14 protein-coding genes are annotated in these 16647 nt (G+C 72.2%); 7 read left to right on the top strand and 7 right to left on the bottom strand.

Going from position 1 to position 16647, the window contains the following annotated elements:
* Positions 1-1174: acetyl-CoA C-acetyltransferase (locus GB864_RS15430; protein WP_160426589.1), on the bottom strand; the 1174-nt coding region annotated here is incomplete at its 3' end.
* A gap of 292 nt (positions 1175-1466) precedes the next feature.
* On the opposite strand from GB864_RS15430, the gene ispG reads away from it, so the two are divergent.
* A complete protein-coding gene (ispG, locus tag GB864_RS15425; RefSeq protein ID WP_160426588.1) occupies positions 1467-2597 on the top strand; it encodes a flavodoxin-dependent (E)-4-hydroxy-3-methylbut-2-enyl-diphosphate synthase in 1131 nt (376 codons plus the stop codon).
* 67 nt (positions 2598-2664) lie between these two features.
* Here ispG and pucL read toward each other — a convergent pair whose 3' ends face one another.
* Complete coding sequence (gene pucL, locus GB864_RS15420; RefSeq protein WP_160426587.1) at positions 2665-3573, bottom strand: factor-independent urate hydroxylase; 909 nt, start codon at positions 3571-3573, stop codon at positions 2665-2667.
* A gap of 189 nt (positions 3574-3762) precedes the next feature.
* Here pucL and GB864_RS15415 point away from each other — a divergent pair, with 189 nt between their 5' ends.
* Entirely contained in the window at positions 3763-4302 is a 540-nt protein-coding gene (locus GB864_RS15415; RefSeq protein ID WP_160426586.1) for a superantigen-like protein SSL4, read from the top strand.
* 62 nt (positions 4303-4364) lie between these two features.
* Here GB864_RS15415 and GB864_RS15410 read toward each other — a convergent pair whose 3' ends face one another.
* Genes GB864_RS15410 through GB864_RS18605 form a run of 3 tightly spaced genes read right to left on the bottom strand, consistent with a single transcriptional unit; the run spans position 4365 to position 8259 of the window.
* On the bottom strand, positions 4365-5051 hold the full coding sequence (locus GB864_RS15410) for a response regulator transcription factor (RefSeq protein WP_160426585.1): 687 nt from the start codon (positions 5049-5051) through the stop codon (positions 4365-4367).
* Positions 5048-6487 carry a sensor histidine kinase gene (locus GB864_RS15405; RefSeq protein WP_236779176.1) on the bottom strand — a complete coding sequence of 480 codons (1440 nt, stop codon included), beginning with the start codon at positions 6485-6487 and terminating at the stop codon, positions 5048-5050. Before GB864_RS15405 ends, GB864_RS15410 begins: the two co-directional genes overlap by 4 nt.
* Positions 6488-6495: 8 nt before the next feature.
* Entirely contained in the window at positions 6496-8259 is a 1764-nt protein-coding gene (locus GB864_RS18605; protein ID WP_160426583.1) for an RNB domain-containing ribonuclease, read from the bottom strand.
* A 52-nt stretch (positions 8260-8311) separates the two neighbouring features.
* On the opposite strand from GB864_RS18605, the gene GB864_RS15395 reads away from it, so the two are divergent.
* Complete coding sequence (locus tag GB864_RS15395; RefSeq protein WP_336604035.1) at positions 8312-10075, top strand: proline--tRNA ligase; 1764 nt, start codon at positions 8312-8314, stop codon at positions 10073-10075.
* Positions 10076-10159: 84 nt separating this feature from the next.
* On the opposite strand, the gene GB864_RS15390 is transcribed toward GB864_RS15395, so the two are convergent.
* Both GB864_RS15390 and GB864_RS15385 read right to left on the bottom strand, forming a co-directional pair.
* The gene (locus GB864_RS15390; protein ID WP_160426582.1) at positions 10160-10969 is read right to left on the bottom strand and encodes a DUF1206 domain-containing protein; all 810 of its coding nucleotides are present in this window, start codon (positions 10967-10969) and stop codon (positions 10160-10162) included.
* A 77-nt stretch (positions 10970-11046) separates the two neighbouring features.
* Positions 11047-12558, bottom strand: a complete 1512-nt coding sequence (locus tag GB864_RS15385) for an alanine/glycine:cation symporter family protein (protein ID WP_160426581.1) — start codon at positions 12556-12558, stop codon at positions 11047-11049.
* A 206-nt stretch (positions 12559-12764) separates the two neighbouring features.
* On the opposite strand from GB864_RS15385, the gene GB864_RS15380 reads away from it, so the two are divergent.
* The 4 genes from GB864_RS15380 to GB864_RS15365 all read left to right on the top strand — a co-directional run.
* Positions 12765-14891: a PhoX family protein gene (locus tag GB864_RS15380; RefSeq protein WP_160426580.1), complete on the top strand. Its 2127-nt coding sequence runs from the start codon at positions 12765-12767 to the stop codon at positions 14889-14891.
* 137 nt (positions 14892-15028) lie between these two features.
* Entirely contained in the window at positions 15029-16018 is a 990-nt protein-coding gene (nusA, locus tag GB864_RS15375; RefSeq protein WP_160426579.1) for a transcription termination factor NusA, read from the top strand.
* Entirely contained in the window at positions 16015-16311 is a 297-nt protein-coding gene (locus tag GB864_RS15370; protein ID WP_160426578.1) for a YlxR family protein, read from the top strand. The genes nusA and GB864_RS15370 overlap by 4 nt, the downstream gene beginning before the upstream one ends.
* Before the next feature lie 87 nt (positions 16312-16398).
* Positions 16399-16647, top strand: a 249-nt coding sequence (locus tag GB864_RS15365; protein WP_160426577.1) for a translation initiation factor IF-2 N-terminal domain-containing protein, incomplete at its 3' end; no start/stop codon positions are given.

The following is a 16647-nucleotide window of genomic DNA, read 5'->3' as shown; positions in this document are numbered from 1 at the left end:
GCAGCAGCGCCTCGCCCTGACCGCCGCCGCCGCACAGCGCGACGGCCGCGCGGCCGCCGCCGCGCACGGCGAGCTCGACCGCCGCGGTGAGCGCGAGCCGTGCTCCCGAAGCGCCGATCGGATGCCCGAGTGCGATCGCGCCGCCGTTGGGGTTGACGATCGCCGGGTCGACGCCGAGTGCGTTCGTGGAGGCGAGGCCGACGGCGGCGAAAGCCTCGTTGATCTCGACGACGTCGAGGTCGTCGCGGGTCCAGCCGGCACGACCCAGCGCGGCGTCGATCGCGTTCGAGGGCTGCTCGTGGAGCGAGTTGTCGGGTCCGGCGACCGAGGCGGTGGCCTCGACCACCGCGAGCCAGTCGAGGCCGTGGTCCTCGGCCCAGGTGCGGCTCGCGAGCACCACCGCCGCGGCGCCGTCGGAGATCGGCGAGGAGTTGCCGGCGGTGATCGTGCCGTCCGCGGCGAAGGCGGGACGCAGCCCGGCGAGCGTGTCGACGCTCGAGTCGGGGCGCACGCCCTGGTCGGCCGTCACGACGACCGGGTCGCCCTTGCGCTGGGGGATCTCGACGGGCACGATCTCTGCGTCGAAGCGCCCCGCGGCGATCGCGGCGCCCGCGCGGACGTGCGAGGACGCCGCGAAGGCGTCCTGCTCGGTGCGCGCGAACCCGAAGCGGGCGTTGTGCGCCTCGGTCGATTCGCCCATCGAGACGCCGTCGAAGGCGTCGGAGAGGCCGTCGTGGGCGGCGTGGTCGAGCAGGCCGATCGTGCCGTAGGCGTGACCCGCACGGGAGCCGGGCAGCAGGTGCGGGGCGTTCGTCATCGACTCCTGGCCACCGGCGACGACGACGTCGGCCTCGCCGGCGCGGATGAGGCGCGCCGCGTCGGCGATCGCACGCAGGCCCGACAGGCAGACCGAGTTCACCGTGACGCTCGGCACCGACCAGGGGATGCCCGCGGCCACGGCGGACTGGCGGGCGGGGTTCTGCCCGGCGCCGGCCTGGAGCACCTGGCCGAGCACGACGGCGTCGACGTCGTCGGGCGAGACGCCGGAGCGCTCCAGTGCGCCGCGGATCGCGACGGTGCCGAGAGCGACCGCGGAGACCGCGGCGAGATTGCCGCCGATGCGGCCGAAGGGGGTGCGCGCTCCCGCGAGCAGGACGACGTCGGTCTGGGGCATTCGGGCGGTCTCCTTCGACTCGGGCGTGGGGCTTTCGAGTGTATGCGGCGCGCGGCGCCGTTCCGGGCGGATCGGAGTGGCGGAGACGGCACGACCGGGGAGGGTGCGCGCTCGCCGGGGTGCGGCCGGCGGGCTCGCGGGGCGTGCGGGTCGCGCTCATCCGCGCCCCGGAGCTCCCGACCGAGGGCTGCGCCTGAGGGAACCGGCGCGCCGGCCCCGCGAGTGCCGCTGGAGCGGGAATGCGGCCGCTGCACCGCCGTAGAATGGTCGGGTGCCTGCAGTGAATCTCGGAATGCCCAAAGTCCCGGAGGTCCTGGCCCCCCGACGCAAGTCGCGCCAGATCAAGGTGGGCAAGGTGCTCGTCGGCGGCGACGCCCCCGTGAGCGTCCAGTCGATGACCACGACCCCCACGACGAACATCAACGAGACGCTGCAGCAGATCGCCGAGCTGACGGCCTCCGGCTGCGACATCGTGCGCGTCGCCGTGCCGAGCCGCGACGACGCCGAGGCGCTGCCGATCATCGCGATGAAGAGCCAGATCCCGGTCATCGCCGACATCCACTTCCAGCCGAACTACGTCTACGCCGCGATCGACGCCGGCTGCGCCGCGGTCCGCGTGAACCCCGGCAACATCCGCAAGTTCGACGACCAGGTCGGCGAGATCGCGCGTCGTGCCAAGGCCGCGGGCGTCAGCATCCGCATCGGCGTCAACGCCGGCTCCCTCGACCCGCGTCTGCTCGAGAAGTACGGCAAGGCGACCCCCGAGGCGCTCGTCGAGTCGGCAGTGTGGGAGGCGAGCCTCTTCGAGGAGCACGACTTCCACGACTTCAAGATCTCCGTCAAGCACAACGACCCCATCGTCATGGTGAAGGCGTACCGTCAGCTCGCCGAGCGCGGCGACTGGCCCCTGCACCTCGGCGTCACCGAGGCCGGTCCGGCGTTCCAGGGCACCATCAAGAGCGCGACGGCCATGGGCATCCTGCTCTCGGAGGGCATCGGCGACACTCTGCGCGTCTCGCTGTCGGCGCCGCCCGTCGAGGAGATCAAGGTCGGCCTGCAGATCCTGCAGTCGCTCAACCTCCGCGAGCGCAAGCTCGAGATCGTCTCGTGCCCGTCGTGCGGCCGCGCGCAGGTCGACGTGTACAAGCTCGCCAACGACGTCACCGACGGCCTCGAGGGCATGAGCGTGCCGCTGCGGGTCGCCGTCATGGGCTGCGTCGTCAACGGGCCCGGCGAGGCCCGCGAGGCCGACCTCGGCGTCGCCTCGGGCAACGGCAAGGGCCAGATCTTCGTCAAGGGCGAGGTCATCAAGACCGTCCCCGAGGCCGAGATCGTGCAGACCCTCATCGAGGAGGCAAACCGCATCGCCGCCGAGATGGGCGCCGACGCTCCGCTCGGCAGCCCTGAGGTCTTCACCTCCTGATCCGGCTCCGGCCGACGAGGATGCCCCGTGCCGCAGGCCGCGGCACGGGGCATCCTCGCGTTCGGGCTCAGATGAAGCCCGGCAGATCCTTCCAGGCGTTCGGCGCCTCGGCGACGCCGTCTCGGACCACCGTGCCCTCGATGAGGCCGTAGGGGCGATCGGCGGCGAAGAACACCTCGTTCGGGTTGTCGAGCCCGAAGGGCGCGAGGTCCACGAGGAAGTGGTGCTTGTTCGGCATCGCGAAGCGGATCTCGGCGATGGCGTCGACCGCCTCCACGACCGCCTTCCCCATCTCCCAGAGCGTCTGCTGCAGAGCGAGGGAGTGCGTGCTCGCGAACGCGTCGAGCAGGAGCGCTTCCACCTCGGCGTAGACGGCGTTGTAGTCGATTCCCGCGGCGACGGCTTCGGGCAAGTAGCGCCAGCGGGCCGTGACCGAGGTCGCGAGGATGCGATCGGTCGTCTCGGCGAGGGTCGTGTAGCGGTCGCGCGGGAATCCGTGGAACTCGCTGCCGGTCGACTTCAGTACCGTGAGGTCGGTCAGTCCCGCGGTGACGTGCGTCTCGCCGTCGACCACCTGGACCGCCGCAAGGCGCGTGGCGCGGTTCGTGCGAGCGAAGGAATGGTCGTGCTCGGCGCCGCCGGCGACGATGCGCTCCCACGAGTACTGCTCGGCCTGCCAGAGACCGCCCTCGATCCAGTCGAACTCGCCGGTGAAGTGCTCCGCGAGTCGGAGGAGGAACGCCTCGGGGGAGCCGACGCCGTCGCGGGCGAAGGCGTAGACCGTGTTCTTCTGCGTGTCGGTCGCGACCACGAGCGAGTTGTCGCCCTCGAGGAAGGACCCCTCGAGCCGTGCGCCGCGCAGTTGGCTCGTGACGTTCAGGTCTTCGATCTCGTGGCGGGCGGTGTCGCGCGTGACCCTGACGAGCCGCACCTCCGCCTTGCCGTACTTGTTGTCGCCGAGCCGTACCGCGGTCATGCTGGAATCCTTCCGTCGTGAGGGTCACGCTAGCGGCGGCGAGGCGCCCGGCGATTGCGCGCGGATTTCCGGGATGTTGCTTGGATCAACATCGCCGGATGCGGATGAGGGGACTCTCACGCCCCCATCACCCGCGGCTCACGACGATCGAGGATGCTGGGGGAGTCCCAGCACACACGGAGGTGCACGATGTGGAGATCCACCACGATCGGCCTGGTCGCTGCCGGCGTCGTCATCGTCGGGGGCGGCGCATCGGCGGCCGCCATCGCGGCGACCGCGGCCTTCCAGCTCGAGGAATCGCCCGCGCAGGTCCTCGACCTCCGCGGCGTCACCGCAGAGACGCCCTCGCCGACGCCGCCCGTCGCCACGACCCCCGCGCCGAGCGCGACGCCGTCGCCCACCGCCCCCGAGGCGACGCCGGCGCCCGAAGAGGTCGTCGCGCCCCCGGTCGTCGTCGACGACGACGGCACAGCCGATCAGGGTTCCGGGGACGCGCCCGGCACCGCTCCGAGCACGGGGACGGTCGTCGACGAGCCGGGCGACGACCACGGGGGAGATCGCCCGCGCGACGACCGCGACGACGACGGCTGGGACGACCACGGCGGCGACGGCCGAGGCGGGTGGGACGACCGAAGCGGCCGCAGCAGCGACGGTCGAGGCGGCGAGGGGCGCGGCGACCGCGACGGCGGCGGCGGAGGTCGCGACGGCGGCGGTCGGGGCCGCGGGTGAGACAGATCGCGGCGAGTGCGTCGATGACGCGGGTTCTGTGAGGCCGGTTCGGTGAGGCCGGCTCAGCGGACCACGACGGAGTGGTCCGGGTCGACGAGCCGGTAGCCCATCCCGCGAACGGTCTCGATGTAGTTCGCGCCGATCTTGTTGCGGAGATACCGCACGTACACGTCGACGACGTTCGAGCCGGGGTCGAAGTCGAAGCCCCAGACACGGCTGAGCAGCTGCTCTCGGCTGAGGACCTGGTCCGGATGGCGCAGCAGCTCCTCCGCGAGCGCGAACTCCCGTGCCGAGAGGTCGACGACGCGGCCGCGGACCGCGATGCGCCGGCCGCGGACATCGAGTTCGAGGCCGGCGAACGCGAGGGAGCCGTCGGGTTCGCTCACCCGTGCCTCCTTCAGCCGCAGTCGCACGCGGGCGAGCAGTTCGTCGAAGCGGAACGGCTTGGCGAGATAGTCGTTCGCCCCGCCGTCGAGGCCGGCGACCGTGTCCTCGGCCGAATCCCGAGCCGTCAGGATGACCACGGCGATCGGCACCCCTTCGGCGCGGAGCGCCGACAGCACCTCGAAGCCGTCGACCTCCGGCAGCCCGAGGTCGAGCAGCAGCAGGTCGTAGAGGCCGGTGCGCGCCTCCGCGAGCGCGAGCGCGCCGTCGGCGACGAGACGCACGTCGTAGCCGGCAGCGGTGAGGCCGCGGTCCAGGAAGCTGGAGATGCGCGGTTCGTCCTCGGCGACGAGGATGCGGTTCATCGGGTTCCTCCTTCGGGGCGGCCGGGCGGCCGCGGGTTGCGGTCCGCGCGCTGGGGGCGCTCGCGCGGTGCGGGGCGCGACGACGCCCCGATGAGCTCGTCGAATCCGGGCTCCGCGGCCGGATCGGCATCCAAGCCGTGTACGGATGCGGCACTCGAGCCGACCTCGGCGTCCGCGTCTTCGGCGGCCCCGGGGCGTGCTGCGGCGGGCAGGGACCGCGGCGCCGTCGGCGCGGAGCCGATGCCGGCCTCGGGGCGATCGAGCGGCACCCGCACGACGAACTCCGAACCGCCCGCGGCCGAGTCGCGCAGCGACGCGGTGCCGCCGTGCGCTTCGGCGATGGCGCGCACGATCGAGAGGCCGAGCCCGCTGCCGTCGTCACCGCGGCCCGGCGCGACGCGGGCGAAGCGTTCGAACACGCGCTCGCGATGCGCCGTCGGGATGCCCGGTCCCTCGTCCGCGACGACGAACTCGAGTTGCTCGCCGGTCGGGGTTCGCACGACGCGGCTGCCGAGCACGACCTCGGTGGCGGGCGTCGCGTAGCGGGCGGCGTTCTCGGCGAGCTGCAGCCACGCCTGGGTGATGCGCGCCGGGTCGAGCCGTGCCCGAAGGCCGGCCGTGCCGCCGATGCGCCAGAGGCGATCGGAGTCGAAGGCGGCGGCCTTCGCGGCGACCTGCGCGGTCAGCTCGGCCACGTCGACGTCGGCCCGGGCCACGAAGTCGGGTCTGCGGCTCTTGACGAGGGTGCCGATGCCGGCAACGAGGTCGCCGAGGCGGTCGAGCTCGTCGAGCGCGAGTTCGCGGACCTCGCGCACGTCGTCGGGGGAGTCGGGGTCGAGGAGTTCGAGATGGCCGCGGACGATGGTGAGCGGGGTGCGCAGCTCGTGGCTGACGTCGTCGAGGAGGCGGCGCTGCGCGGAGAACGAGTCCTCGAGCCGGTCGAGCATCCCGTCGACGGTGCGGGCGAGTTCGGAGACGTCGTCGTTGCCCTGCACGGGGATGCGCTCGGACAGGTCGGAGGCGCTGATGCGGGCGGCGGTCTCCCGGAGCCGCCGGATCGGCCGCAGGGACCGCCCGGCGACGGCCCAGCCGACGCCGCCGATCACGACGAGGGAGACGGCGGCGACGATCGCGTACGCGGCGAACGCGTCGGAGAGCTCGTCGAGTTCGGCGCTCAGGTTGTAGGCCGAGACGTACTGGCCCGTCGAGGGGTCGCCGGGGGCGTGCACGGGCACGATCACGTAGCGCAGGATGCCGGGGGCGGCGGCGGCCGTGCCGATGACGACCCGTTCGTCGTCGGCTTCGCCCGCGACCCGTGCGAGGAACTCCGGGTCGTCGTCGAGCCGGAACGACACGTCGGCCGCGGGCACGAGGGCGGGCTGCCCGTCGAGCAGGGCGACGGTCGAAGCGTTGTGGTCGGGGACGACGCGCTCCATGGCGGTCTTCATGAGCTCGACGGCGCTCGTCGGGATCGACTCGTCGGTGCCGTCGCCGGCGGCGACGAACTGGAGGTCCTCGACGGTGTGCTGGAGTCGTTCGTCGATCTGCGCGAGGGTGCGCTCGCGCTGCACGAGGAAGGACGCCGCGCCCGCGATCGCCATCGCGAGTGCGGTGACGACGAGCATCGAGAACAGGATGCGGGCGCGCACCGAGCGCAGCACCGCCGGGAACCGCACCGTGTCCATCGGAACATTCTGCGGGTCCGTGCGGTGCGCGTCACGCGACGGGGTGTGAGAAATCCCTCACCGCGCCGGTCGAAGCGCACCGAGCCGGAGGCGATGTCGGCGGCGCGCAGCACGACGTCGACGTCCTGGCCCGCATTCCAGCCCGGGTCGGCGTCGCAGCGCGCGGTCACGGCCGGGTCCACGAGCTGCAGTTCGGCCCGGCCGCCCTCGACGTCGACGACGCTCGCGCGGAACGTCTCGCCGAGCCGGTCGGCGAGGACGGCGGCCTCCACCCGCGCGACGCCGGCGCCGTTCCAGCGGGCGCCGAGGCGGGAGGACTCGCGCATGACCGGCGGCAGCTCGCCGAGCGAGCGCACGGCCCAGGCGATCTCCTCGTCGGTGCGCGAACCGCCGGCGAGCAGCCGCTCGCACAGCACGAGCCCCCACCGGTCGACGAGGCGGCGCAGCGGCGCGGTGACGTGGGCGTAGGGCGCGGCCAGCGCCGACTGCTCGGGATGCTCGGGCGCCTCGCCGTCGACGACCGTGTAGCCGGCGCCGCGGAAGAGCTCCGTCGCCGCATCGAGCACCGCGAGCACGGTCGGGTCGCGGCGGTCGAGGCGGCGCAGGTAATCGCCGTAGCGCTCGTCATCGGGCCACGGCCGGCCGAGCGCGACCGTGCGCCGTCGGAACGCGGCGATCGCGTCGTCGGAAGCGGGCGGCATGGTGCGCAGGATGCCGATGCCGCCGGCGAGCATCACCCCGGCCGCCGCCATCCCGGTCATCAGTGAGAGCTGCGCGTTCCACTCCTCGACGGGGAGCACCTCCCGGCGCACGAGCCGGTAGCCGGGGCCGTCGTCGGCGCCGTCCCGCTCGACGTCGATCTCCGGCGTGTTGAGGCTCGCGCCGCCCCGTCGGGCTTCCTGCTCGAGTCGGGCGCGGCCGACGTCGGCGAGGGCGACGAGCGGCGAGTCATCCGCTTCGCCGCCGGAGTCGAGCGCGGCCTGCGCCGTCGCGTAGTCGAGCCGGGCGCGCGAGCGGACACGGGCGCGCTGCAGTCGTGTCGCCGCGACCGCTCCGTCGGCGTCGAGGTCGAACTCCCACACGTACGCGCCGCGCTCGAGCCCCGGCAGCAGCGACGCGGCATCCTCGGAGATCGTCGTCGGATGCAGCGGGATGCGGTCGTCGACGCCGTAGAGCGTCTGGCCGCGACGACGCGTCTCGAGGTCGAGCGGCGAGCCGGGGACGACGAATCCCGGCACGTCGGCGATCGCGTAGCGCACCCGGCTGCGGCCGCGATCGAGACGCTCGATCGCGAACGCCTGGTCGAGGTCGAGCGAGCCGGGCGGGTCGATGGTGACGAACGGGATGCCCGTGAGGTCGGTCTCGGGGGCGCGGTATTCCCGCACGGAGCGCTCGGCATCCGCGAGCACGTCCGGGGCGAAACCGTCGGGCAATTCGAGCTGCGTGCGCAGCTCGGCGAGCGCCTGACCGAGTGCGCCGCGCCGTGCCGCGGCGTCGAGTCTCGGTGCGCGCCCGTGCGTCATGGCGGTCAGCCTAGGGAACGCCGGGTCGGGGCGCGACGCCTAGACTGTGCGGGTGCCCGTACGTCTGACGAACTTCTTCCTCCGCACCCTCCGCGAAGACCCGGCCGACGCCGAGGTCGCCAGCCACAAGCTGCTCGTCCGAGCCGGCTACATCCGGCGCCAGGCGCCGGGCGTGTTCGCGTGGCTCCCGCTGGGGCTGCGCGTCAAGGCGAAGATCGAGCAGATCGTGCGCGAGGAGATGGCGGCCGCGGGCGCCCACGAGGTGCACTTCCCGGCGCTGCTGCCGCGCGAGCCCTACGAGGTCACCGGCCGCTGGACCGAGTACGGCGACGCCCTCTTCCGCCTCCAGGACCGCAAGGGCGCCGATTACCTGCTCGCGCCCACCCACGAGGAGGCGTTCACGCTCCTCGTCAAGGACCTGTACTCCTCGTACAAGGACCTGCCGCTGACGATCTTCCAGATCCAGGACAAGTACCGCGACGAGGCCCGCCCCCGCGCCGGCCTCCTGCGCGGTCGCGAGTTCACGATGAAGGACGCCTACTCCTTCGACGCGTCCGACGCCGGCCTCGACGCGTCGTACCAGGCGCAGCGCGACGCCTACGAGCGCATCTTCGCCCGCCTCGGCATGGAGTACGTGATCGTCAAGGCGGACGCCGGGGCGATGGGCGGCTCGAAGTCCGAGGAGTTCCTGCACCCGACGCCCGTCGGCGAGGACACGTTCGTGCGCTCCGCGGGCGGCTACGCCGCCAACGTCGAGGCGTTCACGACGGTCGTGCCCGAGGCCGTGCCGTTCGATGGCCTGCCCGAGCCGCGCATCCTGCCCTCGCCGAACACGCGCACGATCGCGACGCTCGTCGACCTCGCCAACGCCGAGTACCCGCGGCCCGACCGCCCCTGGACGGCGGCCGACACGCTGAAGAACGTCGTGCTCGCCCTCACCCACCTCGACGGCACGCGCGAGCTCGTCGTCGTGGGCATCCCCGGCGACCGCGAGATCGACGACAAGCGCGTCGAGGTCGCCTTCCCGGGCACCGAGATCGAGCCCGCCACCGAAGCGGACTTCGCCGCCAACCCGGGCCTCGTCAAGGGCTACATCGGCCCTTGGTCGCCCGCGGGCGCCGTGCTCGGCGAGGAATCGACCACGGGCATCAGGTACCTGCTCGACCCCCGCGTCGTCGACGGCACCGAGTGGATCACCGGTGCCAACGTCGACGAGCAGCACGTCTTCGGCCTCGTCGCCGGCCGCGACTTCACCGCCGACGGCACCGCGGAGGCCGCGAACGTCGTGCCCGGCGACCCGGCGCCCGACGGCTCCGGTCCCGTCGAGCTCGCGCGCGGCATGGAGATCGGCCACGTCTTCCAACTCGGCCGCAAGTACGCCGACGCCCTCGGGCTCAAGGTGCTCGACGAGAACGGCAAGCTCGTCACCGTCACGATGGGCTCCTACGGCATCGGCGTCACGCGCATCCTCGCGGCGATCGCCGAGGACCACCACGACGACAAGGGCCTCGTCTGGCCGGAGGCCGTCGCGCCGTTCGACGTGCACGTGCTCGCCACCGGCAAGGACCAGGCCGCGTTCGACGCCGCCGAGACGATCGTCGCCGCCCTCGAGGACGCCCGCTACGACGTGCTCTTCGACGACCGTCCCAAGCTCTCGCCGGGCGTGAAGTTCGCCGACGCCGAACTGCTCGGCGTGCCGAAGATCGTCATCGCGGGCCGCGGCGTCGCCGACGGCGTCGTCGAGGTGTGGGACCGCGCGAGCGGCGAGCGCACGCAGGTGCCGATCGACGGCGTCGTGTCGGCGCTCGCCGGCTGAGCCGGAGCCGACCGCACGACGGCCCGCGGACCCCGAGGGGTTCGCGGGCCGTCGCGGTCTGCGAGCGGCGCGGGGCTCGACCGTTCAGAACCGCCCGAACCAGGAGCGCAGGCCGCAGTACCCGCCGTAGACGATGAGCCCGAGGCCCGTGAGCCAGAGCAGCACCTCGCCCGCGGGCAGGTCGGCGAGGCTGCGCAGCCCCGCGTCGATGCCGCCCGCGGCTTCCGGATCTCCGGTCAGGGCCGCGACGACGAAGAGCACCCCGGCGGCTGCGAGCGCGATCCCCTTCGCGACGTAGCCGACGACGCCGGTGCCGAGCACGACGCCCCGCGCGGCGCCGGCGGGGAGCCGCAGTTGCTTCGCGAACGTGCGACGCACGCCGATGACGACGAAGCCGATCCCGATGCCGAGCGTGGCGAGGCCGACGAGGACGAGCACGAACACCCCGCCGGGTGTCGAGAGGAGCTCGCCGCTGACGCGCTGCGACGATTCGGACGAGCTCGACCGGCTGCCGAGGGCGAAGCCGAGGGCGAGGACGCCGATGGCCAGGTAGGCGATGGCCTTGCCCCACTCGGCAGCTCGTCGCCCCCACTTCTTCGTCGGCTCCGACTCGCGGACGAGCACGCCCTCGAGGAGCTGCCAGAGCCCGAGCGCGAGCAGCCCGAGCGCGACGACCCAGAGCAGCACGCCGCCGAGGGGCGCGGCGGCGACCTGTTCGAGCGCGCCCGACTGGTCCGCCTCCTGTCCGCCCGCGCCGACCGCGATCGCGATCGCGAGGATGCCGATCAGCAGGTGCAGGAGGCCGAGCATCGCGAACCCGACCCGAGCCGCGATCGTGAGCACGGGGGAGCGGTCGGCCTGCTGCGCGACGCGGCGCGCTTCCGTCTTCACCATGTCCGCGACGCTATCGGCGACGGGACGCTCGCGGGAGGCGGTTGCGCGCGACTCCGCGTCGCGCTATGCGGACGGGTTCACGCCCCGTGCTCCGGGTCGTGCAGGTGGTCGCGGTGCTTGGACGCCTGGTGGCGGGCGGTCGCGACGTCGATGGGGCCGGTGACCGAGAGCTCGTCCTCCCAGACGGCGATGCCCTCGACGTCGGGCATCCTCGCTTTCGTGAAGACCGGATCGAGGCCGGCGCGGCGCTGGTCGGTGTAGTCCTTCAGCAGCCGGAAGGCGATCCCGGAGAGCAGCGCGATGGCGATGAGGTTCGTGAGCGCCATGAGGCCCATGATGCCGTCGGCGAGGTTCCAGACGAGGTCGGCCGCGGCCACCGAGCCGACCAGCACCGCCACGACGACGAGCGCGCGGTACGCCGTGAGCACGCCCCGGTTCGGGGAGATGAACTCGATGTTGGACTCGCCGTAGTAGTAGTTGCCGAGGATCGAGGAGAACGCGAGCAGGAACACGATGACGCTGAGCGCGACGCCCGCCCAACTGCCGAGCGTCGAGGTCAGCGCATCCTGCGTCAGGCCGATGCCGCGTTCGGCGTTCGCGAGGTCGGGCACCGACACGAGGATGATGAACGCGGTGATCGAGCAGACGAGGAACGTGTCGAAGTAGACCCCGAGGGTCTGCACGAGACCCTGCTTGACCGGGTGCGTGACGGCCGCCGTCGCGCCGGCGTTCGGCGCCGAGCCGAGTCCGGCCTCGTTGGAGAACATGCCGCGCTTGACGCCTGTCAGCACGATGTAGCCGAAGGCCGCGCCGACGACCTCGTTGAACCCCCACGCCTGGGTGAAGATCTCGCCGAAGACGACCGGCAGCCGGTCGAGGTTGAACGCGACGACGACGAGCCCGAGCAGCAGGTAGGCGAGGGCCATGATCGGCACGAGCACCTGCGTGACGGAGGCGATGCGGCGGACGCCGCCGAAGACGACGAGGGCGGTCAGGATCGCGACGCCGACCCCGACGACCCAGGGCAGCCACCCCGGCGCGTCGGCGCCGATGACGCCCGAGACGCTCGCGGCGATCGTGTTGGCCTGCAGGGAGGAGAACGCGAACGGGAAGCAGACGATGAGGATGACCGCGAACAGGATGCCGAGCCAGCGCGCCTTGAGCCCCCGCTGCATGTAATAGGCGGGGCCGCCGCGGAAGCCGTCGCGGTCGCGCACCTTGAAGAGCTGGGCGAGGGAGGACTCGATGAAGCTCGACGCTCCGCCGACGAAGGCCATGAGCCACATCCAGAACACCGCGCCCGGCCCGCCGACTGCGATGGCCGTGCCGACGCCGGCGATGTTGCCCACCCCGACGCGCGAGGCCGCCGAGATCGTGAACGCCTGGAACGCGGAGACCGATTGCGGACGGCCCTCGGCGTCGCGCGGGGTCTTGTCGGTGAGCGTGCGGAACATCTCGGGGATGAGGCGGAACTGCACGACGCCGGAGCGCACCGTGAAGTAGATGCCGAGCACCACCACGACGGGCAGCACGATCCAGGTCCAGAGCGCGTCTCCGGCGGCCAGCACGAACTCGTTGACATCGTTCATCGGCCCAGCATGGCAGCGAACCCGAGCCCTGCTCGGTATTTCCGAGGCGGATCGCGCCGATCCCGGCCCCCGCCGCGGTGGAGGCCGCGGACGCGAAGGCGACCATTGGGCCGCACGACACCGTTCGTTCACCGGGGCGGCCGCCGAAGTTCGCCGACCTCCGCGAGCCTCGGGGCGGATCCCGCCACCCCTCGAGAGGAACGACGATGACCCTGACCGAGCTCGAACTCACCAGCGCCGATCACGCCCGGGGCAAGCGCTCCCCGGTCACGTGCGCGCTCAAGTGCGCGAACGCCTGCCTCGAACCGGACTGCAACACCTCGCACAATCCGCACTTCCGCGACATCGCCTCGGCGGCGCTCTCGCGCCGCGCGCTCCTCGGCATCGGCGCCGCCGGCGCGTTCGGCATCGCGATCGCCGCGGCGACGCCCACCGGCGCCGCCTACGCCGGCGACGGCCGCGGCCCGGGCAAGGGCGGCGACCTCGAGTTCGCCCCGATCGCCCCCGTCGCCTCGACCGTCGACGACTTCACCGTGCCCGAGGGCTACGTCTGGGAGCCCGTCATCCGCTGGGGCGACCCGCTGTTCGCCGGGGTGCCGGCGCTCGACTTCGCGAACCTCACGGCCGAGACCCAGGCCGGCCAGTTCGGGTACAACAGCGACTACCTCGATATCCTCGCCGACCCGAACGGCAAGACGGGCGTGCTCGTGAACAACCACGAGTACGTCAACCCGGGCATCATGTTCGCCGCCGCGGCCGTCGACGCCGCCGAGATCCGCCGTCGTGGCGACTTCTACAAGAACGCGCAGGGGTTCTCGGTCGTGGAGCTGACCCGGAAGAGCTCCGGCGAGCCGTGGAACTACGTGGTCGGCGGACGCCGGAACCGGCGCATCACCGTCGAGACCCGATTCGAGCTCACCGGCCCGGCCGCCGGCTCGGACCTCGTGAAGACCGCCGCGGACCCCGAGGGACGCTGGGTCCAGGGCACCCTCGGCAACTGCGCCGGCGGCACGACGCCGTGGGGCACCATCCTCTCCGGCGAGGAGAACTTCGACGGGTACTTCGCCTGGGCCGCCGACACCGCCGGCCAGCAGCGGTACCGGGCCACCCCGACGACGTCGACCGCGACCGGGTGGGAGACCTACGACCCCCGCTTCGACGCGCACGACGCCGACTACGTCAACGAGCCCAACCGCTTCGGCTGGATCGTCGAGATCGACCCCGAGGACCCGACCTCCACGCCGAAGAAGCACACGGCGATGGGCCGGATGAAGCACGAGGGCGCGAACGTCATCGTCGGGCGCGACCGGCGCGCCGTCGCCTACATGGGCGACGACCAGGCGAACGACTACCTCTACAAGTTCGTCTCGAAGGACCGCGTCTCGGGTTCGCGCAAGAAGAACCTCTCGCTGCTGAGCGAGGGCGACCTCTACGTCGCCAAGTTCTCGGGCAACTCGCCCGCCGGTGAGATCACCGGCACCGGGGCGCTGCCCGCCGACGGGAAGTTCGACGGCTCCGGCGCGTGGATCCCGCTCACGGCGAACGGCGTCTCGGTCGTGCCCGGCTTCACGACCGAGGAGGTCCTCGTCTTCACGCGGCTCGCGGCGGACGCCGTCGGCGCCACGAAGATGGACCGCCCCGAGGACGTGGAGCCCAACCCGAAGACCGGCAAGGTCTATCTCGCGCTGACGAACAACTCGGGCCGCGCGGCGACCGCCGTCGACGAGGCCAACCCCGTCACCGGCAACCGCTACGGCCACGTCATCGAGATCACCGAGACCGCGGGCCAGTCCGGCACGACCTTCGGCTGGAGCATCCTGCTGCTCTGCGGCGACCCGGCGACGAACGCGAACACGTACTTCGCGGGCTACCCGAAGGAGCTCGTCTCGCCGATCTCGTGCCCCGACAACGTCGCATTCGACTCCGAAGGCAACCTCTGGATCTCGACCGACGGCGCCCCGAGCACGATCGGGCGCAACGACGGCCTCTTCAAGGTGCCGCTCGAGGGCCGGGAACGCGGGCGCGTCCAGCAGTTCCTCGCCGTGCCGCGCGAGGCGGAGACCTGCGGTCCGGTCATCCACGACCGCGAGGGCCTCGTCTTCGTCGCCGTGCAGCACCCGGGCGAGAACGGCTCGGTCGCCGCGCCGCGCTCCTACTTCCCGGACTACGCGACCGCGCACGACCCGGCCGCCGGCATCGCGGCCGCGCCCCGGCCCTCGGTCGTGCAGGTCTACCGCGACGAGGAGCCGGTGAAGCCCGGCCGTCCGCGGGGCCGCGGGCGTCGCGGCCACGGCCACGGCCCGAAGGGCTTCCCCGGAGAACCGCGCTGGTGACGACGCGATGACGGGGATGCCCCGGGCCGCGGCCCGGGGCATCCCCGTTCCGCCGGCGGGGAGGGCATCCGGTAAACTCGCCTGATGCCCGCCGGTTGGGTGCGGCGGCGAGAGCTGAATATGGAATGGAGACGGCGATGGATATCGACCTCGGCGTGCTGCGGATGATGGAGCGCGAGAAGGAGATCCCCTTCGACGAACTGGTGGAGATCATCGAACAGGCCATTCTGACGGCCTACTTGAAGCACACCAACCCCAACGGCCACGGCACCCAGAACCCGTCCGGCGCGCGTGCCCACCTCGACCGGCAGAGCGGCCACGTCTCCGTCTTCGTGCCGGAGGTCGACGAGGAGGGCAACGTGCTCGGCGAAGCCGAGGACAGCCCGAGCGACTTCGGCCGCATCGCCGCGTTCGCCGCGAAGCAGGTCATCAACCAGCGTCTGCGCGACATCGCCGACGACGCCGTGCTGGGGGAGTTCCGCGGACGCGAGGGCGACATCGTCGCCGGCGTCATCCAGCAGGGACCGAACCCGCGCATGATCCACATCGACCTCGGCACGGTCGAGGCCGTCCTCCCGCCCGAGGAGCAGGTCCCGGGCGAGGAGTACCCGCACGGCCAGCGCATCCGCGTCTACGTCACGAGCGTCGCCAAGGGCACCAAGGGCCCCGAGATCAAGGTCTCGCGCACCCACCCGCAGCTCGTCCGCAAGCTGTTCGCGCTCGAGGTGCCCGAGATCGCCTCCGGCGTCGTCGAGATCGTCTCGCTCGCCCGCGAGGCCGGCCACCGCACGAAGATCGCGGTGCGCGCCAACCAGCCCGGCGTCAACGCCAAGGGCGCCGCGATCGGCGAGCTCGGCCAGCGCGTGCGCGCGGTCACGGCGGAGCTCGGCGGCGAGAAGATCGACATCGTCGACTACTCGGAGGACCTCTCGACCTTCGTCTCGAACGCCCTCAGCCCCGCGAAGGTCACCAAGGCCTTCGTCGTCGACGAGAGCCTGAAGGCCGTGCGCGCACTCGTGCCGGACTACCAGCTCTCGCTCGCCATCGGCAAGGAGGGGCAGAACGCCCGCCTCGCCGCGAAGCTCACGGGCGCCAAGATCGACATCCAGCCCGACACGGCCGGATGACCGATCCGGCGGCCGTCCGCCTGGAAGGGACGACCGGGGGGTGTAGAGTGGAACCCGTCAGAACGTGCATCGGATGCCGTTCGCGTGCCCCACGATCCGCACTTCTACGGGTCGTCCTCCGGGAATCCCAAGTCGTTCCAGACGAATCTGCGGTGCTTCCGGGGCGCGGCGCGTGGCTGCATCCGGATCTCGCCTGCTTTGCACTCGCCGTTCGGCGCCGCGCCTTCGGGCGGGCGTTGAAGGCGAGCGGCGAGATCGACACCGTCCGCGTAGAGAACAGGCTGAACGGCTAATGGACAAGTCATGAACGGCTCGAAATGAGACCCGTCCGCCAATGATGGTCCGCCCTGTCCGGGGCTGGACCCTGGAACAGGAGTGAAGTGGCTGCGAAACCTCGCGTACACGAAATTGCGAGCGAACTCGGCGTCGACAGCAAGGTCGCGCTCGAGAAGCTCAAGGAGATGGGCGAATACGTCAAGGGCCCGTCCTCCAGCATCGAACCGCCCGTCGCGCGTCGTCTGAAGGCGGCGCTCGAGGCCGCCGGCACGTCCGGCGCGCCCGCCGCGCCCGCGGCGAAGACCGGCTCGGCCCCCGCGGCCAAGCCCGCCGGCGCTCAGGTCCGAAGACCA

Origin of the sequence: Agromyces seonyuensis (assembly GCF_009789225.1) — a bacterium.
Classification (GTDB): domain Bacteria; phylum Actinomycetota; class Actinomycetes; order Actinomycetales; family Microbacteriaceae; genus Agromyces; species Agromyces seonyuensis.
Note: the sequence above shows the minus strand (reverse complement) of the source record. Positions and strands in the feature narration are given on the sequence as shown.

Bases quoted from the DNA above. Each gene is read 5' to 3' on its own strand.
- ispG (WP_160426588.1), top strand. From the start codon at position 1,467: ATGCCCAAAGTCCCGGAGGTCCTGGCCCCCCGACGCAAGTCGCGCCAG.
- pucL (WP_160426587.1), bottom strand. From the start codon at position 3,573: ATGACCGCGGTACGGCTCGGCGACAACAAGTACGGCAAGGCGGAGGTG.
- GB864_RS15415 (WP_160426586.1), top strand. From the start codon at position 3,763: ATGTGGAGATCCACCACGATCGGCCTGGTCGCTGCCGGCGTCGTCATC.
- GB864_RS15410 (WP_160426585.1), bottom strand. From the start codon at position 5,051: ATGAACCGCATCCTCGTCGCCGAGGACGAACCGCGCATCTCCAGCTTC.
- GB864_RS15405 (WP_236779176.1), bottom strand. From the start codon at position 6,487: ATGGAGCGCGTCGTCCCCGACCACAACGCTTCGACCGTCGCCCTGCTC.
- GB864_RS18605 (WP_160426583.1), bottom strand. From the start codon at position 8,259: ATGACGCACGGGCGCGCACCGAGACTCGACGCCGCGGCACGGCGCGGC.
- GB864_RS15390 (WP_160426582.1), bottom strand. From the start codon at position 10,969: ATGGTGAAGACGGAAGCGCGCCGCGTCGCGCAGCAGGCCGACCGCTCC.
- GB864_RS15385 (WP_160426581.1), bottom strand. From the start codon at position 12,558: ATGAACGATGTCAACGAGTTCGTGCTGGCCGCCGGAGACGCGCTCTGG.
- GB864_RS15380 (WP_160426580.1), top strand. From the start codon at position 12,765: ATGACCCTGACCGAGCTCGAACTCACCAGCGCCGATCACGCCCGGGGC.
- nusA (WP_160426579.1), top strand. From the start codon at position 15,029: ATGGATATCGACCTCGGCGTGCTGCGGATGATGGAGCGCGAGAAGGAG.
- GB864_RS15370 (WP_160426578.1), top strand. From the start codon at position 16,015: ATGACCGATCCGGCGGCCGTCCGCCTGGAAGGGACGACCGGGGGGTGT.